The 16,617-nt window shown below is 60.7% G+C and carries 16 protein-coding genes and 1 riboswitch; of the genes, 4 read left to right on the top strand and 12 right to left on the bottom strand.

What is annotated here, in order from left to right; genetic code table 11:
* Positions 1 to 19 precede the first annotated feature (19 nt).
* Both ACIQTW_RS12385 and ACIQTW_RS12390 read left to right on the top strand, forming a co-directional pair.
* Positions 20 to 322 (top strand): hypothetical protein, encoded by a 303-nt coding sequence (locus tag ACIQTW_RS12385; protein ID WP_402937179.1) that lies wholly within the window; start codon positions 20 to 22, stop codon positions 320 to 322.
* A 631-nt stretch (positions 323 to 953) separates the two neighbouring features.
* Entirely contained in the window at positions 954 to 1,829 is an 876-nt protein-coding gene (locus ACIQTW_RS12390) for an NmrA/HSCARG family protein (protein WP_402937180.1), read from the top strand.
* A 260-nt stretch (positions 1,830 to 2,089) separates the two neighbouring features.
* On the opposite strand, the gene ACIQTW_RS12395 is transcribed toward ACIQTW_RS12390, so the two are convergent.
* The 10 genes from ACIQTW_RS12395 to ACIQTW_RS12440 all read right to left on the bottom strand — a co-directional run bounded on the left by ACIQTW_RS12395 (position 2,090) and on the right by ACIQTW_RS12440 (position 12,118).
* Complete coding sequence (locus tag ACIQTW_RS12395) at positions 2,090 to 2,671, bottom strand: dihydrofolate reductase family protein (protein WP_402937181.1); 582 nt, start codon at positions 2,669 to 2,671, stop codon at positions 2,090 to 2,092.
* A gap of 63 nt (positions 2,672 to 2,734) precedes the next feature.
* A complete protein-coding gene (locus ACIQTW_RS12400) occupies positions 2,735 to 3,574 on the bottom strand; it encodes an AraC family transcriptional regulator (protein ID WP_402937183.1) in 840 nt (279 codons plus the stop codon).
* Between the two features lie 436 nt (positions 3,575 to 4,010).
* Positions 4,011 to 4,436, bottom strand: a complete 426-nt coding sequence (locus ACIQTW_RS12405; RefSeq protein WP_402937184.1) for a YybH family protein — start codon at positions 4,434 to 4,436, stop codon at positions 4,011 to 4,013.
* A gap of 231 nt (positions 4,437 to 4,667) precedes the next feature.
* Positions 4,668 to 5,342 carry a hypothetical protein gene (locus ACIQTW_RS12410; RefSeq protein WP_402937186.1) on the bottom strand — a complete coding sequence of 225 codons (675 nt, stop codon included), beginning with the start codon at positions 5,340 to 5,342 and terminating at the stop codon, positions 4,668 to 4,670.
* 75 nt (positions 5,343 to 5,417) lie between these two features.
* Entirely contained in the window at positions 5,418 to 5,636 is a 219-nt protein-coding gene (locus ACIQTW_RS12415) for a hypothetical protein (RefSeq protein ID WP_402937187.1), read from the bottom strand.
* Positions 5,637 to 5,741: 105 nt separating this feature from the next.
* Positions 5,742 to 6,827 carry a substrate-binding domain-containing protein gene (locus ACIQTW_RS12420; protein WP_402937189.1) on the bottom strand — a complete coding sequence of 362 codons (1,086 nt, stop codon included), beginning with the start codon at positions 6,825 to 6,827 and terminating at the stop codon, positions 5,742 to 5,744.
* 75 nt (positions 6,828 to 6,902) lie between these two features.
* Positions 6,903 to 8,243, bottom strand: coding sequence for a multiple monosaccharide ABC transporter permease (gene mmsB / locus ACIQTW_RS12425; protein ID WP_402937191.1), 1,341 nt, complete (start codon positions 8,241 to 8,243; stop codon positions 6,903 to 6,905).
* Positions 8,240 to 9,805 carry a multiple monosaccharide ABC transporter ATP-binding protein gene (gene mmsA / locus ACIQTW_RS12430; protein WP_402937193.1) on the bottom strand — a complete coding sequence of 522 codons (1,566 nt, stop codon included), beginning with the start codon at positions 9,803 to 9,805 and terminating at the stop codon, positions 8,240 to 8,242. Before mmsA ends, mmsB begins: the two co-directional genes overlap by 4 nt.
* A 172-nt stretch (positions 9,806 to 9,977) precedes the next feature.
* Positions 9,978 to 11,354 carry a hypothetical protein gene (locus ACIQTW_RS12435; RefSeq protein ID WP_402937194.1) on the bottom strand — a complete coding sequence of 459 codons (1,377 nt, stop codon included), beginning with the start codon at positions 11,352 to 11,354 and terminating at the stop codon, positions 9,978 to 9,980.
* A complete protein-coding gene (locus tag ACIQTW_RS12440; protein WP_402937196.1) occupies positions 11,351 to 12,118 on the bottom strand; it encodes a cyclase family protein in 768 nt (255 codons plus the stop codon). The genes ACIQTW_RS12435 and ACIQTW_RS12440 overlap by 4 nt, the downstream gene beginning before the upstream one ends.
* Positions 12,119 to 12,224: 106 nt before the next feature.
* Between ACIQTW_RS12440 and ACIQTW_RS12445 the strand changes: the two genes are divergently transcribed.
* Positions 12,225 to 13,103: a LysR family transcriptional regulator gene (locus ACIQTW_RS12445; protein WP_402937197.1), complete on the top strand. Its 879-nt coding sequence runs from the start codon at positions 12,225 to 12,227 to the stop codon at positions 13,101 to 13,103.
* A 204-nt stretch (positions 13,104 to 13,307) separates the two neighbouring features.
* Here the strand turns inward: ACIQTW_RS12445 and ACIQTW_RS12450 are convergent, their stop codons facing one another.
* Together ACIQTW_RS12450 and ACIQTW_RS12455 are read right to left on the bottom strand one after the other, a co-directional pair.
* Positions 13,308 to 14,147, bottom strand: a complete 840-nt coding sequence (locus ACIQTW_RS12450; protein WP_402937199.1) for a LysM peptidoglycan-binding domain-containing protein — start codon at positions 14,145 to 14,147, stop codon at positions 13,308 to 13,310.
* 3 nt (positions 14,148 to 14,150) lie between these two features.
* Positions 14,151 to 14,344: riboswitch (cyclic di-AMP (ydaO/yuaA leader) on the bottom strand.
* A gap of 209 nt (positions 14,345 to 14,553) precedes the next feature.
* A complete protein-coding gene (locus ACIQTW_RS12455; RefSeq protein WP_026546662.1) occupies positions 14,554 to 15,495 on the bottom strand; it encodes a LysR family transcriptional regulator in 942 nt (313 codons plus the stop codon).
* Between the two features lie 120 nt (positions 15,496 to 15,615).
* On the opposite strand from ACIQTW_RS12455, the gene ACIQTW_RS12460 reads away from it, so the two are divergent.
* Positions 15,616 to 16,608: a DUF1852 domain-containing protein gene (locus ACIQTW_RS12460; RefSeq protein WP_402937201.1), complete on the top strand. Its 993-nt coding sequence runs from the start codon at positions 15,616 to 15,618 to the stop codon at positions 16,606 to 16,608.
* The last annotated feature ends 9 nt before the right edge of the window (positions 16,609 to 16,617 follow it).

A 16,617-nucleotide genomic window follows, 5' to 3' on the forward strand; every position in this document is an offset into this window, starting at 1 on the left:
CGATTGAAAGGAGTCCGCCGTGCACGTTCGCGTCAGCCCCGGATCCGTAGCCCTGGATGAGCCCGACGACTGCACCAGCTTTAAGGTGCTCCTGTCCGAAGCGGCGAGAGACAAGCTCCCCGCCTTGCTCAAGACGACTTCCGCCGGACGGCTCGACGACGGCGACGTACTGGTGTCGGTTGATTGGATTCGCAACGAGTGCGCCGGGCGGATCGGCATGGGATGGAACTATCGCTTTGCCAACATGCTGGTCTATGCCGCCGGCAAAGGCTGGCTGAGCGAGGATGGCAGCCATGTACGAGCGCACGTCGAAGCTTTCTGACGTGAGCGATGTGGACGAGTCAACGTGGCACGCTCTGCCCGTAGTTGATGGTGGGGCGAATCACCGCGACTTAGGGTCGGACCGCGGAGGGTCGGGACCATCGTTTGTCCTGACTGTACAGTCGTCCGGACGTGAAGCGACATTCACGCTGCAACGAAACGTTCAGCCGAACCCTTAGAGAAACTTGCCGAAAAGGCGCCCGTATATATACGGGGTGCCTTTCCGTTTGTATTCATCCTGGTTAAGCACAGGGACAGTGGACCGGCCAGGCTTCCGGTGACGGCGGTGCTAAGCACAGGTTCTTCACGGCATGTTGCGCCCAGCGGGTTTGCTGTGCCCGAGGTGGGACTCGAACGGGATTCCGAGCCTTGGAAAGGGTGGGAGGTGGGGAAACATGCGGAATCCGGGGCAATCCGGTGGGTGTACGGGGCAGTCCGAGCTGGAAAGTATGGACACTATCCACACTGCTTTTTCGCCCAGTCGAGACCACCAGTGTCATCTGCTCCGGCCGCCGAGCCGCCGATGAATCCCCGAGAAGCTTTCGAAACCGCCGCTCTCATCCATCCGGATGGGGCGTGGGCCGTTCCTTCCGTTCGAGGTCAAATCCTCGGCCCGAATGGGATACTAAGTCATGGCTTTTTCCTCGGGCAGGGACACTCCGGGTGTGGTGGCAGTGGTCGGTGCGACCGGCCGGCAGGGATCGGCTGTGGTCCGTCACCTCCTCAAAGACGGGTGGCAGGTGCGGGCCCTGACCCGAAATCCGTCCAGCGACGCTTCACAGGCCCTGCACGCGCTCGGCGCTGAGGTTCAGCAGGCCAACACCGAGGATCCGGGCTCTCTTCAGACGCCGTTCGAAGGGGCCATCGGGCTTTTCAACGTCCAGAATCCTATGACCAGTGGAATCGACGCAGAGGTCCGGCAAGGCAGCAACGTGGCGGAGGCAGCAGCTGAAGCGGGCATACGCCACGTGGTGTACGGGGCGGCAGGAGTCAGCAACCAGCCCACAGGCGTCGGCTCCTGGGACTCGAAGCTGGTCATCGCCCGGCGCTTCCGCGAACTGGGACTGCCGCTCACCGTGCTCCGGCCTATGGCGTTCATGGAACTGATGACGGACAAAGGTTATTACCCGCAGTTTTCCACCTGGCACCTGATGCCAAAGCTGATGGGCCCGACCCGGCCGGTCGGCTGGCTGTGTGTTGACGATCTGGGTGCCATCGCCGCCCGGATGTTCGCCGACCCCGAACGGTGGAGCGGCGCGGTGTTGGGACTGGCATCCGACGTTCGGTCAATAGACGAGTGCCGCACCCTCTGGCAGAAACAGACCGGACGAAAACCCCGCGGGTTGCCGATGCCGGAGAAGCTGTTTGAACGGTTCGTGGGAAAGGACCTCACCACCATGTGGCGATGGCTGCGGACCGGGCAATTCGACATGAGTACGCAGGCAACGCGCGAGGTCCTGCCGGAGGCCCGGACCATAAAGGAATGGCTGATACAACTGCCACAGTGAACGCTGCTCAGCAGCGCCTGGTCCAGCTCAAACTTGGTCAAGTGTAGTGACCAGACTTGGGCCACTCGCTTTCGCCGAGCGCCGATTCCGGTACCCCGGAGTCGGGTGGGAGGTGTACTAGGCAGTCTTGAATGCGGTGTGTGGACACTATCCACACTTCATTTTTCATTTGTGTCCCAGACAGTGATGCACAAACGCAGCAGGAGACATTATCTCGTATCACCGTCGCAGTGGACTTCTTCGCGTGCCCACTCAGACCGTCAACGGCGCACGCGATAGCGCAGGTGAAGCACCCGATTGCCCTGAATAACTATGTCCGGGTCTTCCAGCAGGTACTGGCAGTCGATGGAGCCGAAGTAGCGCTTGCCGGACCCGAGCGCGACGGGTGCGACGTCCATGCGTACCTCGTCCACCAAACCCGCCGCGAGCACTTGGCCGCCGACGTCGCCAGCAGCGACCTCCACAGTACGGTTACCCGCTAGCTCCTTCGCCTTGATAACGGCCTCTTCGATGCCGTGAACGAAGTGAAAAGGCGCGTTGGGGTCCCAGCCCTCGGGCGGCGGCCTGTGCGTCACGACGACCACGTGGTCGACACCGCTCGGCGGCTTGCCGTCCCAACCGTCCGTCATGTCGAAGACAAGGCGTCCGGCGATCGTCACCCCGATCTGGTCCCAGTAAGGCCGGACGTGGTCGTAGGACGCTTGCGACACGTTCAATACGCCGCTCTCATCCAGCGGCACGTCACCGCTGACCAGCCATTCGAATAGCGGACCGGGATCATCGTTCTCAGCCGCGATAAAGCCATCCACCGAGACCGACGCATTCATGACTACTTTCCCCATTGGTTCCTCCTCTATGTGTAGTCCCAAGTCTCGTTCATCGTGAGAGGTCGCTCTTGTAAGAAATCAATCGGCCGGCAGTGGCCAGCCCTCCAGCGCATGGTAGGGATGCTCGCGCAGAAAACGTTGCCGGACTTCGACATACCGGGTCGGAGTGAGCCCGGTGTACTCCCGGAACTCGTGCACGAAGTGGGCCTGGTCGAAGTAACCCGCGCGGGCAGCAACGTCGCCCCAGTCGATCAGTGCACCGACCTCGATCGCCAACACCGTTGAGGTGAAGCGGTAGCTGCGTGCCAGCCGCTTCGGAGTGACGCCGACGACCTCCTTGAACCGCTTCGCCAAGTAGGTGCTGCTGGCGCGGGCTGCCATGCCGAGTTCACTGATAGGCACCGATCCGCCGGTTGACGCGATAGCCCTGCTCATGTCACGGACGATGTCCATGCCGTCCACCGCCCGAAGCCGTCGCACCAGTTCCTCCTCCAACACCAATAGCATTTCGTGGGGCGCCTCCGCCAAGGTCAGTCGTTGGAGCACATCAGCGATAGCGGGGCGGCCCCAGATCTGTTCCAGAGTCGCCGGTCGATCGCATAACTTGACAGCAGACATAGGTAGGAACGGTGCCAGCCCCCACGGCTTGAAATGGACGCCAACGGACCGGGTAGGGGTTGGGTAGCCGAACTCCCACGCACGGGTGGGAGTGGAGACCGCGCAGCCGTCGGTGTATTCCACAGCCTCTATGTCGGTGCCTGCGCGGATGAGAAACGGCGCTCCGAGGTTGACGATGAGCAAAGGCGCCGGCGCCGCCGGCAACAACAACCGGGAGTACGGCGGGACACCCTCCAGATAGTAGAGGTCGTCGATCAGCCCGTCGAGCGGCGGACCCGCCACCCTGGATACATATTCCATGGTTACATCATCGTTGACGGTCATCCGGCATCGCGCACGGCCGCAAGCATCGAGCAGCGCCCATCCCGGACAGACGACATCGCGAGCGAGGCTCCGAGGGGCAGGGTCCTGAGTTTGGAATTCGCGTGCTCGAAGCAAATAACGTTGGCTGCATTTTCGGCGTTAGGCCAATTTCACCCCAACTTCTTCCGGCGGTTCATCGCTCGTGCGTGACATAGAGCTAATGCTGATTTCGCATATCGGAGCTCCGTCCGACTGCGCACGTCGACACTCTGGAACCACCTGGTCGAAGCCCATGCAAAGATCATACGGAGCCTGAGCCATGGCAGCCTAGGGAGTGTCAGTTATCGACTATTGGACATCGGCCGGAGGCGGCTCTCGACAGCGGTTTCTGGGGTTGTTGAGCCAGAAGGAATGGTCCGCCTTGCTTCTCTCACTACTGAACGATGGTTTCGATTGATCTGGGAGCAGTTATGGGGTCAGCGTGGCGATGGAGGACTTTCCAGGCTCCGTCTTCCAAGTGGAAAATCGTTGTCACCCGAAGGGCTATCGGTACCAACTCGTCGGACCCCGCAATCTTTACCCGCGTGCGTTCCAATTCAACAATGTAGGCAAGTTCAGTTCCGACAAATTCTGAAATCCGCTCGAACCGTGTCGGCTCACCCTCGCGAAAATGGGAAATCGCATGATCCATCGTTTTCTCGACGTTTTCCCAGCCCCGGACAGGCGGCCCAAGCGGATTAGCGAGCGTGACGTCATCTCGCCTGGAAATCAGCTCTTTCATGGGTGCAGAATTACCCGAGACCACGGCATCAAGCGCACGATGGTACTGCTCCAAAAGCAGATCGACAGTCCCTGACATGGTCCCTCCAACGTCCGGTTTAGAGCCGTGTGGCCCAAGCGGCGGCCGCCTCTGCGGCCATAGTGGCACCACCGCCCCGCGAAGTCCAGAAGCTTTCGTTGGCCCTGCAAAGGCCTTACCGGCAAACTGTTCGGCTTCGACGTGCACACAACGACAAGCGTGTGGACTACTGCGCTCGGCGACCTTGGAAGAGAAGTTCTCGACGTAGTGACGTGCTGCGGGCGTCCGTGTTCACAATTGCAGGCATTCGTTGGAACGGACGGGAAAGTCGCGGCCGTCGTCGATGTTCAAGGCAGGATCAGTGAGCACGCAATGGCTGTTGTGACCATGACGAACGCCGACAGCGTGTGCTCCGGCTTGTTCAGCCGCGCGGAGGTATCGGTCCGTGTCGTCGAAGGTGATGGTTCCTGGGCGGGCGCGGGCTTCGAGAAGGGCCAGTTTGTCGGCGTCGGGCTGGCGCTCCACGACGTGCAGGACCCCGTCATATCCCCACTGCCCGATGGATTCCGCGATGAGTGAGAGGTCACCGTTCGAGACAACTTCCTGTTGTATGCCCGCGGCGTCAAAAGCGAAGACGAGGATCTCGCCGATGTTGCTAAAACGCAGTCCGGCGCCGGCAAGTGAGGTGAAGAGCTGCTCGCGTCGCGCTTCAAGCTCCGGGATATCTGCCGTGGTCGCCTGCAGTCCACACTTGATGAGCGTGCCCCAATTGTTGAAGGCTGTGTTGCCGATAAGTGGTGTGTACCAGTCACCGGTGGGGACAAAGCCGAGATCGGATGCTACACGTCGATAGCTTTCCTGGTGCAGAACTTCTGTCTCGGAGAGGACGCCGTCGAAGTCCCAAATAACTTTGTCGAACGACTTGATGCGTTCGAGTATCTGCGGCAGTGCGCCATTAGTTGTCATGATTAGCGAGCTTCTTCTCGTACTGAAGGTATCGACCCGTCGGGTCTTGGGGACGTTATTCGGCGTTGTGATCGCTCACCAGCAGGTCAGCATGCGTGTGGTGCCGTACGGCACAGCGTCGGTGAGGGTGATGGTAAAGCGGTCGTGGCTGTGGCGGGTGACCAGGATGCCGCCTGCACCCGTCTTGATGGCTTCGTGCCTGGCGAGCATTTCTGCTTCGTCGAGCATTTCTTCCAGTGTTACCCGATCGGCCGCGGTAACTTCTGCGACCAATAGCGGCATGGACAGTGCCATGTGTTCTCCGATCTGGAGTGAAGTGGTTTGGAGGATGTGGTGAGGCGGCTGGAGGCGGACTGGCCGTTGGGGTCAGCCCGCCTCCTGTCCTGCCCTGTGGTGCTGCTATTTGGTGAGCGGTAACAGGGTGGGGTCGTTCGCGTAGGCTTCAGTGGCGTTGGCTTTGGTGACGATCAGTGGTGTCAGGAGGTTGGCGGGGACCTGCTTGGTGTTGTTGTTGACGTCGGAAGTGGTCTTGGGCTTTTGTCCGCTGGCCAGGGCCTCGACCGCTTCGATGTTCGCTTTGACCAGTAGACGGGTGTCCTTGTTGATCGTCGAGTATTGCTCGCCGGCCATGATGGACTTCACTGATTCGACCTCGGAGTCCTGACCGGTGACAACGGGGAGCGTTTTGCCGGTGCTCTTGACCGAGGTCAGGATGGCCCGGGCGATCGCGTCGTTCGGGGAGAGGACACCGTCGAGCTCGGCTGAGCCATAGGTGCCGGCCAGGAGGGTGTCCATGCGGATTTGGGCGTTCTGCGGGAGCCATCCCTGTGTTGCAGTTTGCTTGATGTCTGTCTGGCCGGAGACGACTTTGATGGTGCCGTCCTCGATCTTTGGCTTGAGGACTTTCATGGCACCGTTGAAGAAGACTGCCGAGTTGGAATCATCCGGGGAGCCGGAGAAGAGCTCGACGTTGTAGCTCGTCTTGTTCGGGAACCGCTCTTTAAGCCCGTCAAGGAGGGATTGTCCTTGAAGTTCCCCGACCCTGGCTGCGTCGAATCCGATGTGGTAATCCACGTCGGCGCTGTTGGTGATCAGGCGGTCGTAGGAGATGACGACTGCGCCGGCGTCGTGGGCGGCCCTAACTTGGGAGCCGAGCTGGCCGGCGTCGACCGAACCGATGATGATGACTTTGGCACCCTTGGTGACCATGGAGGTGATCTGGGATTGCTGATCAGCGACGGAGCTGGACGCCCCGGCATACTGGACGTCGCCCTTGAAACCTGCGTCTTTGAGGCCGTTGGTGAAGAGGTCCCCGGCCAGAACCCAGTTTTCGGATGTTTTGGTTGGAAGTACTACACCGATGGTTGCTCCCTTGTCGAAGCCCGCTGCGGCGGATTCTGCCGCTTCACCGCGGCCGGAGCACCCGGAGAGGACGAGCATGGCTGCCGCTGCGACAGTCACTGTCGCGGTGGATACTTTGCGCACTTGCATCTCTTTTCTATGGAACTCATGTTGTGGTTGAGTTGAATTGTGGAGCTGGGTGTTGCTGTTGGAAAGGTCTTAGGAGACCAATGAGGGGGTCTCTTCAGTTGATTCGTCGGGACGATTTGATGCCGGAGTCGTTTTGTCTCCGGTCCCGGTTGAGGGGGTTTTGCTCCGGTTGAGCAGTTTGCCGATCAAGGAGGGACGGCCGTTGCGTTTTGCGTAGACGTCGATGCCGACGGCGATCAGGAGCACGAGGCCTTTGATGACCTGAACCTTGTCGCTGGTCACGCCGAGCAGTTGGAGACCGTTGTTCAGGACCGCGATGACCAGGCCGCCGACGATTGAGCCGGCCACGGTACCGATACCTCCGGCAACTGCTGCTCCGCCGATAAAGACAGCGGCGATGGCGTCCAGTTCCCACCCCAGGCCATCCTGTGGTCCCGATGAGATGGAACGGGCGACGGCGATCATACCGGCAAGCGCGGCCAGGACAGACATGTTCATCATCACCAGAAAATTGATGCGCTGGATTTTCACGCCGGACAGCTCAGCTGCGTGTGAGTTGCCGCCCACTGCGTAGACGTGCCGGCCGAAGACGGTGTTCCGGGTGACGAAGGAGTAGATGATGATCAGGACGCCAAGGATGATGCCCGAGACCGGGAAGGATGTGCCCACCCGTCCCCCGGCGAACAAGAACGTGGCATACATGACTACGGCGCAGAGGATCAGGATTTTGAAGGCACTGACCCACAGGGGTGCTTTGTCTGATCCGAGTTTCGTCTGGGTACGCCGCGTCCGTATTTCCATGATCACCAGAGCAGCTGTGATCAGCAGACCGAGGATGATGGTTGGATTGTTGAAGCCCGTATCGGGTCCCCATTCGGGGAGGAAGCCGCCACCAATGAAGGTGAAGTCGGCCGGGACGGGGATGGTGTTGGCATTTCCGATGAGCTGGTTCAAGCCGCGGAAGATGAGCATTCCGGCCAGGGTCACGATGAATGCCGGTACGCCGATGTAGGCGACCCACCATCCTTGCCAAGCGCCGACGGCGGCACCAATGCAGAGGCCAAGCAGGATTGCCGCCGGCCAGGGCATGTGCCACTCGGTCATTGCCTTGGCCACGATGATGCCGACCATGGCCGCGATTGAACCGACGGAGAGGTCGATGTGCCCGGCGATGATGATCATGACCATGCCGATGGCGAGGATCAGGACGTAGGCGTTCTGGTTGATCAGGTTGATCAGGTTCACGGGGTCAAGTGTTTTGCCACCGGTGAGTATCTGGAATAGGGCTGTGATGACGACGAGGGCTCCGAGGATGCCGAATTGGCGTCCTGTCGATTGGCCGCTACCGAACATTTTGCCCAGGTCGCGGATGCCTCCCGATGTTTTTTTCTCGGCTAACAGGGTTGTCATGCTCGGCTCACGTCCTTGGTGACTTGCGTGTTCTTGGCAGATGTCATGCTCCTCAACAGGGCCTCGGGTGTTGCCTCGGCGATGGGGAGCTCATTGGTTATTTGACCCTCAAAGATCGTGTAGATCCGGTCGGAGATTCCGAGGAGTTCGGGAAGCTCGGAGGAAATGACGATGACGCCTTTTCCCTGGGCTGCGAGTTCCTGGATGATGGCGTAAATTTCGAATTTGGCGCCGACGTCGATCCCGCGGGTGGGTTCGTCCAGGATGAGGATGTCCGGGTCGGTGAACATCCACTTGGCCAGCACGACCTTCTGCTGGTTCCCGCCCGAAAGCGTTCCTACTCCCCTGTCCACGTCAGGGGATTTGATGCGCAGGCTCTTGCGGTAGGTTTCCGCGATGGCGTACTGCTTCTGGTCGCTGACGACCCCGTGTTTGGCGATTTTCCTGAGTTTGGCTGAAACGATCGATTCTTTGATGTCGTTGAGGAGGTTCAGGCCGAGGACTTTGCGGTCTTCGGAAACGTAGGCCAAGCCGTTGTCGATGGCCTCAGAGACGTTCCGGACCTGTATTTCGTTGCCATTTTTGTAAATGCTCCCGGAAAGCCAGGTGCCGTATGACCGGCCGAAGATGCTCCTGGCCAGTTCCGTGCGCCCGGCGCCCATCAGGCCGGCGAATCCGACGATTTCGCCTTGCCGGACATAAAAACTGGAGTTCTTTACGACCAGGCGTTCGGGGACCTGCGGGTGTTGGACGACCAAGTCACGTGCCTCGAAAAGAATGTCCCCGATGTTTGGTGTGCGCTCAGGGAATCTGCTCTCCAGCGTTCGACCGACCATGCCGCGGATGATGCGGTCCTCGTCTACGCCATCCTTTTTGACGTCCAGGGTTTCAATGGTGTGCCCGTCTCGGATGATCGTAATTTGGTCGGATATTTGCTCAATCTCGTTCAGTTTGTGGCTGATGATGATCGAACTGACGCCCTTGTGTTTGAGGCCCACGATGAGGTCCAGAAGGTGTGCGGATTCCGCCTCGTTCAGGGCTGCTGTGGGCTCGTCAAGGATGAGGAGCTTGACCTCCTTGTTGAGCGCTTTGGCGATTTCGACCAGTTGCTGTTTCCCGACCCCGATGTTCTTAACCTGGGTGTCAGGGTCATCCGAAAGACCCACCCTGGCGAGGAGCTCCGAGGCGCGGCGTCGTGCTTCGGTCCAGCTGATGATGCCGTGCCTGCCCGGTTCATTCCCCAGGAAGATGTTCTCCGTGATGGACAACTCGGGAATCAGCGCGAGTTCCTGGTGAATGATCACGATGCCGTGCTGCTCGCTGGACTTGATGTCCTTGAAGCGCATGGTTTGAGCGCCATAAACGATGTCTCCGGTGTAGGTCCCGTGAGGGTAGACCCCGGAAAGGACCTTCATGAGGGTTGATTTCCCGGCTCCGTTTTCGCCGCAGATCGCATGGATTTCATTGGCACGAACGGTAAGGGAGACATCGTTCAAGGCCTTAACACCGGGAAATTCCTTGGTGATCGCGCGCATCTCTAGGATGACTGGTTGGGGCGCCATTGGCACGGCTTTCCTCCCGTTGGGACGATGTAGGGCTGTTGAAAGGGCCGAAACCCTTGAGAGCGGGGCGAGCCTGAAGCTCGCGGTGTGGGGCAGGCGTTGCCGCCGGAAGCTGGGGTGGTGGCCGCCAACGGTTATTGGCGGCCTCCCTGCCGGTCCACGCTGCTGCAGATCAGCCCAAGGTCGCGACGACTGTTGGGCTCAAGAGACCGGGCGGTAGCGCTGCCGGCCGGTCACAGAAGGGAAGAACTTCTTCGGCGAGTTTGATGCCGAGTTCTTCTTCCATGAACGTCCTGCGGTCTTGGATACGGGACCAGGCTGCGGGGTAGAGTTCGGCGAGCTGGGCGCGGAGCGGTTCGTCAGCAATAGCGAGGGCGTCCTCGACATTGGCGAACAGTCCATCGTGTGAACCTACGGGGATGATGTCCGCCTGTAGCGACATTCCGGAGTGGATGCGGTGGTCGTCCCCAATTGTGAAGGGACTGTCAAGCCATTCGTCGATGTGCTGCAGGTGCCCCGGGTTCAGCAGGGGTTCAATATTCGCCGTGGCAAGCACTTTGGTGACCGTCTCTGCTATGTCACCGGTGGAGGCACCTATCGTCAAGGATTCGTACCAGGTCGCGACTGCGAGCCAGTATCCGCGGACAAATTCCCGCTGTTCTCCACTGAGTTCATCGTCGCCGATCTCAGCGACGATGCCGGCCCTGGAGGCCAGGCCGCCGTGCAGTCCAACAGCTGTGGACAACCGGTCACCGCGGCTGATCTCTCTGTCGCTGGGGCTGTAAAGCCCGTTGACCCTATCCGCGCCGGTGGCGAGCATGACGTGGGCGGACAGCGGAAGCCCGGTCAAGCCCATGTACTGGGACAGTTCGAGTTCGCTGATTCCGGGGCGCAGGGCGTCGATGGCCCGCCATACATGACCTGAGGCCCGGGTAGAGCGGTGTTCATTCAATGCAAGCTGGTGGACGTCGTTGGTCGCTCGAAGTCCGTCGTTACCGCCAAGCAGATTGCTGGCATCCACGACTCCGGCCGTGGCGACGTGACGCAATTCGTGGAGAACAAAGTGGGGTACTGCGAACGCCGGCTCCGATCCGCGGACATCATCCTGCGGGATCGGGCGCCAGCCGACAAGGCCAACGGGCAGGGACGCATCAATTCCGGCTTCTACCAGGGCATCGGAGAGTTTGCGCTGGGTCTGGCGCTTCTGGCCGGGCAGGCTCAGGGATTGGCACAGCACACCCTTCAAGTCCAGGCCACGGTCGGCGACCATGGACAGGGACTCGTTGCCGGCGATGACAGCCAGCGGTCCTTCCGCGCCGATGACAACCAGGGCCTCTTCGAACCGGGGGTCAAAACCGGTCAAGTACAGAGCCCCGGCGGGGTGCTCACGATCTGCGTACACTACAACGGTTCCTAGTCCGCTTTCCGCCATGCGTTCCCGCAGCTGTACCCACCTTTGTTCGTATGTTTCCCGGGGAAGAACCGGTTCGTTCTCCAAGGCGGCGAGTTCGGAAAGCTGGACCTCCTTGAAGGAGACTTCGCGTGTCATCGGACGTCGCCCGTTTCCGGTACCAGGCTGATGGCGCGCAGCGGAGAGCCTGTGCCCCCGGTAAGCCGCAGCGGCAGGGCCATGAAGTAGCTGACAGTGGGGACCTCTGCGAGGTTGCAGAGGTTTTCTACGACGAGTACTCCGTGAGGAAGCAGCTCGTAGTGGGCGCGAAGATCAGAGCCTGACTTGTCGCCTGGGTCGATGCTGATGCAGTCGATGCCGACTGCTTTGACGCCTTTTTCGCGGAGGTACTTTGCTGCTTCACCGGTCAGTCCCGGCCAGCCGCGCAGGTAGTCGAAGCCCTCGGGAACGAGGGACCAACGGTGTTCCCATTTCGTGTCGATGAGGACAATGTCATCCGCTTCGATCGCGACGTTCTGGGCTTCCCACTCAGTGATCTCGTCTAGACCGATGTTGTAGCTGGTCGCTTCGTACGGGCCGAAGCTGAGCTTCACGGCCCGGCCCATCAGGCCGTCCACTGGGATCTCGTGAGTGTATACACGGCGATCGCCGTCGTGTTCCGGGACGAAGTGGGCCGGCACGTCCACATGCGTGCCCGAGTGGTCACTCATGATGAGCTGGTTGAATTCCGCGGGATCCGACATCGCGGGGAACGGCAGAAGAAAGAATTTCGGGTGCGTGGGGAACGTCGGGATTCCCTGGATCAGTTCACGGCTGAGGTCGATGACGCGGTAGGAGTTCAGAGTGTCCCGCAGCGCTTCGGCCGAGGCCTGATGCGAGTCCAGTTCGTTGTGGATTGTCATGCATCAACAGTGCGCGCTGGATTCCCGCCGAATCAAAGACCAATCCGCGCTTAGGGGCATAGGCAAAAGCTATTAGGTAGCTTGCCCATAGGCATAGGATTTCTCTATGGAGAAGATCACTCTTCGCCAAATCGATGCAGCTCTTGCAGTTGAAATGGCCGGTTCTATTTGCCTCGCAGCAAAACAACTGCACATCGCCCAACCATCCTTGTCGCAGCAGATCGTTGCTCTCGAGGACGAGGTTGGTGTCCGCCTTTTTGACCGTCTGCCCGGGGGCACTTTCCCGACTGCCGCAGGTCAGGCGTTCTTGGACAAGGTAAGACACCTCTCAGGCGAAGTAGCAACCGCGCGCCTGGCATCACTGACGGCCGCATCTGCTGAAATTCCCGAAATCGGGGTAGGCATCCAACACAGCGAGCACATCCCCCGCGTTGCTGCCGCCCTGGCATCCCTCCGTGTCCAACACCCGCATCTTCGCGCACGGGTCCAGGAATTCGAGAACGGTCAACTGCTCCGAGAGGCCATCCAGCGCGGCACGATCGACGTCGGTTTCGGCATCGAGTTCAACCAATGGCCTGGTGAGTTGGTCCTCGCCTTCGACGTCGACTACATCCTCCTGGTGCCCGTCCACCACCGCTTCGCAGACAGAGACACCGTTGTTGCCGACGATCTGTCGACTGAAAACTGGATCGAATCGCCTGCACTGCTCCGTCTCCGATCCATCAGAGACGAATGGAGCTTCGTTGACGAGATCGCGGTAACCGCCTCATCGGCACAAGCTGCGGAAGCCATGGTCGCCGCTGGGCTGGGGGTAACGTTCACGACCGCTGACCGCGCAGTCGACGAACGCTCCCTCCGTAAGATCAAACTCAGCCCATCGCCAACCGAGCGGGTCATGGCCGCTTCGAGAACGGATCTGGGCCCGCTGGAACGGGCCTTGGTCAATGCCGTGGCCACCCAAGCTCAACCCGCTGGGCAAAAATAAAGCAGTAATGAACACTGTCGTCGTCTAGCCTCCACGAACAACGTGCCGGCGGGGAAGGATGCGCGCCTGATGGGTCGGCTCGTACCGCCCGCAAGGATCAGGCGGAGCGATATGCCTTGGTCGGGGCAGGGAGTCTGAAGATCAACAACGGCCGACGACGGCGGGCGGCTGGGTGACGCCCGCCGCCGTCCCGACCGGCAGGGGTCAGGCTACGCGGACGAAGGATGCGCCCTGGAGCCAGCTGAGGGAGTGGACCTCGGTCTTGAAACCGTCCACGCCGCCGCTGACAACCTGGCCGTTGCCTGCGAAGACGCCCACGTGTCCGGCGGTTATCACCAGGTCACCCGGGGCAGGGGTGCCTACGACGCTGCCGTACTGGAAGAACTGGCCCGGGGCCAGGTCTCCCACGCTCTTGCCGGCAGAGCGCAGTGCCTTCTCCACCATGGCGGTGCAGTCCTGCTGCATTCCCAGCTGGGAGTACGCGGAGGCCAGGATTGCCGAGCCAGCTGAGCCGGTGGGGGCCTGGGCTGTAGCCGAGGTTGAGGCCAGCACGACGCCTGTGTTGGTGGGCGTAGCCGGCGCCAGGGCGGTCTGGGCTGCCGTGGCCGGGGTTGTTGCACCCGCGGACGCCGACGCGACTGTCGCGGCCGTTGCCGCATCCGTTTGCCCTGCGCCGGGGATCTTGATCTGGTCGCCCGGATAGATGACGGTGCTCAGGGACATCCCGTTGGCGGCCAGGACGTCGTTGAGGGATACGGCGTTCGCGGCGGAGATCTGGCCCAGGGTGTCGCCGGGGACGACGGTATGAACGTTGGCTGCGGCCGGTGCAGGAACCAGAGCCGCAGCTGCCGGTGCACTTACCTGGCCCGGAACAGTGGCTGCCCCGGAGTTGTCGGGTCCGCCGACGCTGGCCTGTGCCGGGGCGCTGAAGCCGAAAAAGAGGCCGGATGCGGCGGCGACTACGAGGGCCGGCCGCCCGATCATCATGGTGCGGGACGTGGTGGGGGCTGCGCGATGGCGTGCGGCAGTGAACATCTTGGACATGGTTGGTTGCCTCTCCCATGCCTGCGGGGTGAGCTGTCGGGTTCGGGTCGGAGACACCCGGCCGTACGCCGTTCAGGACGGTCGTATGGCTTAACCCCAAGGCTTCGGATGAAGCCGTGGAAAAGTGGTTCCCCCGTCCCTGCCAGTTGATTGCGTTGGGGTCCCGGTTCAGCGGCAGGGCTCGGCATACTGACGGGTATGTCCCAGCTTTGAATCAGGACACCGAGCAACCTTAGCCGCTGCTTTTCCCAGATGTCACATTCCGATAACGGAATATAGGGTTGGAGTTCACCAAGACGCCGCCTCAGATTCATCCATACCAGCACTGACGTCGCAGGTCAGCGACGGGAGTCCGTATATGCCCGGTAAGCTCACCAATACGTATGACCCGCCCGCTCAACTGCGGTCAGTCGAGCAGCGCTACGCCGAACTCAGAGACGACGGCCCGCAATTCCCTGAGGTAGTGCTGCGCTTGGTCGGTGAGCGGGATCGCTGCGTGGCCGATCCAGCCGATCTCGATGCGTTCGTCAACGTCAAGCGGGATAGCGACGATCTCCGGATCGAGCTCCCCGCTGATGATGCCGGTGGAGATCGTGTAGCCGTGGAGCCCGATCATGAGGTTGAAGATCGTGGCACGATCAGAGACCCTGATCTCCTGCTTACTGGACATGGTGGAGAGAATCTCCTCGGCGAAGTAAAAGGAGTTGTTCGCACCTTGATCGAAGGTGAGCCGCGGCATCCCGGCGAGATCATCGAGAGTCGCACGCTCTTTTGAAGCGAGCGGGTTGTTCCGTGCAACGAAAATGTGAGGGTCGGCGAGGAAAAGCGGAGTAAACGCGAGCCCGGATTCCCGGAGCAGCTTGTCAATGACCTTCCTGTTGAAATCGTTCCGGTAGAGGATGCCTATCTCGCTGCGGAGCGTCCGGACATCCTCGATGATGTCCCACGTGCGGGACTCACGCAGCGAGAACTCGTACTCGGCCACATCAGTGGCCTTGACCATCCGGACGAATGCGTCCACCGCAAACGAGTAGTGCTGCGTTGACACCCCGAGCAGACGCCGCCGCGGCGGCCTGCCAAGGTAGCGCTGCTCGAGGAGAGCGAACTGCTCCACGACCTGCCTCGCGTAGCCAAGGAACTCTACCCCGTCGGCGGTGAGGGTGGCCCCGCGGGCCGAGCGAACCAGGAGCGCACGCCCCACCCGGGCCTCAAGGTCCTTCATCGATGCAGACATCGTCGGCTGCGCTACGTAGAGAAGATCGGCAGCGGCGGAGATCGACCCCTCCGCTGCAACTTCTATGAAGTAGCGGAGCTGCTGCAGGGTCAATCCGCTCGAAATCTGGGCCATAGGAAAATTCTATATCAATGCATAGCAACCACTAGTTACCTGATACCCCGCCCTAGGCTGCACCATGGATACATCACCTTCGGAAAGGCCGTCTCCGGCCCATCAACGGATTGGCAGCACATGGCAGACGACTTCACCTTCAGCATCACCACGACCCCCTTCGACGAGGACTACTCCCCGTCGGAAGGCTCGCGGATCACCACGAATTTCGCCAACCTGGCACGGGGCGAGCACCGTCAGGAGAACCTCCGCAACGCCTTGACCATGATTCGGCGCCGCTTCAACGATCTCGCCAGCTGGGACAACCCGGACCGGGACCGTTACACGCTCGAACTGGAGATCGTTTCCGTGCAGATAGAGTTCACTGCCGAAGGTACGGATCAGCAGTTCCCGCTGTTCGAGGTTCTCGACATCCAGATCGTTGACCAGCTGAACGGGGTCCGCCACCAAGGGATCGTGGGGAACAACTTCTCCTCCTACGTCCGTGACTTCGACTTCAGCGTTGTACTGCCAGCGGCAGCAGCGGAGACAGGCAAGCCCACCGTTCCCGAGAACTTCGGCGAACTTCACGGCAAGCTGTTCCAGCAATTCCTCGATTCCCCGGCATGCCAGGAACGCTTCCCGCAGCCGCCAGTGGTGTGCATCAGCGTCTCCACCACCAAGACGTACCGGCGAACCGAGAACCATCACCCCGTCCTGGGCGTCGAGTACCAGCAGGACGAGTTCTCACTGACGGACGCGTACTTCGCAAAGATGGGGCTGCAGGTTCGCTACTTCATGCCACGCGGCAGCGTTGCGCCGCTGGCCTTCTATTTCCGCGGCGACCTGCTCAACGACTACTCCAACCTCCAGCTCATCGGCACGATCAGCACCATGGAGACGTTCCAGAAGATCTACCGCCCGGAGGTCTACAACGCGAACTCCGCCGCCGCCGTCGTCTATCAGCCGAGCCTGGGAGAGCAGGACTACTCGCGGACCCAGATCGATTACGACCGCGTCGAGCGCAGTCAGCTCGCGGTCACTCAGGCGAAGTACACGGAGGAACACTTCATCACGCCCCACAAGGATCTATTGGACCAGTGGACCGCCAAATACCCCGCTCTCGTCAACTGACCCACGGAG

This window comes from Paenarthrobacter sp. NPDC090517, assembly GCF_044769165.1.
In the GTDB taxonomy this organism is placed as follows: Bacteria; Actinomycetota; Actinomycetes; order Actinomycetales; family Micrococcaceae; genus Arthrobacter.

What these genes read in the sequence shown, in the direction of transcription:
- ACIQTW_RS12390 (WP_402937180.1), top strand. Translation starts at nt 954, where the DNA reads ATGGCTTTTTCCTCGGGCAGGGACACTCCGGGTGTGGTGGCAGTGGTC.
- ACIQTW_RS12395 (WP_402937181.1), bottom strand. Translation starts at nt 2,671, where the DNA reads ATGGGGAAAGTAGTCATGAATGCGTCGGTCTCGGTGGATGGCTTTATC.
- ACIQTW_RS12400 (WP_402937183.1), bottom strand. Translation starts at nt 3,574, where the DNA reads ATGGAATATGTATCCAGGGTGGCGGGTCCGCCGCTCGACGGGCTGATC.
- ACIQTW_RS12405 (WP_402937184.1), bottom strand. Translation starts at nt 4,436, where the DNA reads ATGTCAGGGACTGTCGATCTGCTTTTGGAGCAGTACCATCGTGCGCTT.
- ACIQTW_RS12410 (WP_402937186.1), bottom strand. Translation starts at nt 5,342, where the DNA reads ATGACAACTAATGGCGCACTGCCGCAGATACTCGAACGCATCAAGTCG.
- ACIQTW_RS12415 (WP_402937187.1), bottom strand. Translation starts at nt 5,636, where the DNA reads ATGGCACTGTCCATGCCGCTATTGGTCGCAGAAGTTACCGCGGCCGAT.
- mmsB (WP_402937191.1), bottom strand. Translation starts at nt 8,243, where the DNA reads ATGACAACCCTGTTAGCCGAGAAAAAAACATCGGGAGGCATCCGCGAC.
- mmsA (WP_402937193.1), bottom strand. Translation starts at nt 9,805, where the DNA reads ATGGCGCCCCAACCAGTCATCCTAGAGATGCGCGCGATCACCAAGGAA.
- ACIQTW_RS12435 (WP_402937194.1), bottom strand. Translation starts at nt 11,354, where the DNA reads ATGACACGCGAAGTCTCCTTCAAGGAGGTCCAGCTTTCCGAACTCGCC.
- ACIQTW_RS12440 (WP_402937196.1), bottom strand. Translation starts at nt 12,118, where the DNA reads ATGACAATCCACAACGAACTGGACTCGCATCAGGCCTCGGCCGAAGCG.
- ACIQTW_RS12445 (WP_402937197.1), top strand. Translation starts at nt 12,225, where the DNA reads ATGGAGAAGATCACTCTTCGCCAAATCGATGCAGCTCTTGCAGTTGAA.
- ACIQTW_RS12450 (WP_402937199.1), bottom strand. Translation starts at nt 14,147, where the DNA reads ATGTCCAAGATGTTCACTGCCGCACGCCATCGCGCAGCCCCCACCACG.
- ACIQTW_RS12455 (WP_026546662.1), bottom strand. Translation starts at nt 15,495, where the DNA reads ATGGCCCAGATTTCGAGCGGATTGACCCTGCAGCAGCTCCGCTACTTC.
- ACIQTW_RS12460 (WP_402937201.1), top strand. Translation starts at nt 15,616, where the DNA reads ATGGCAGACGACTTCACCTTCAGCATCACCACGACCCCCTTCGACGAG.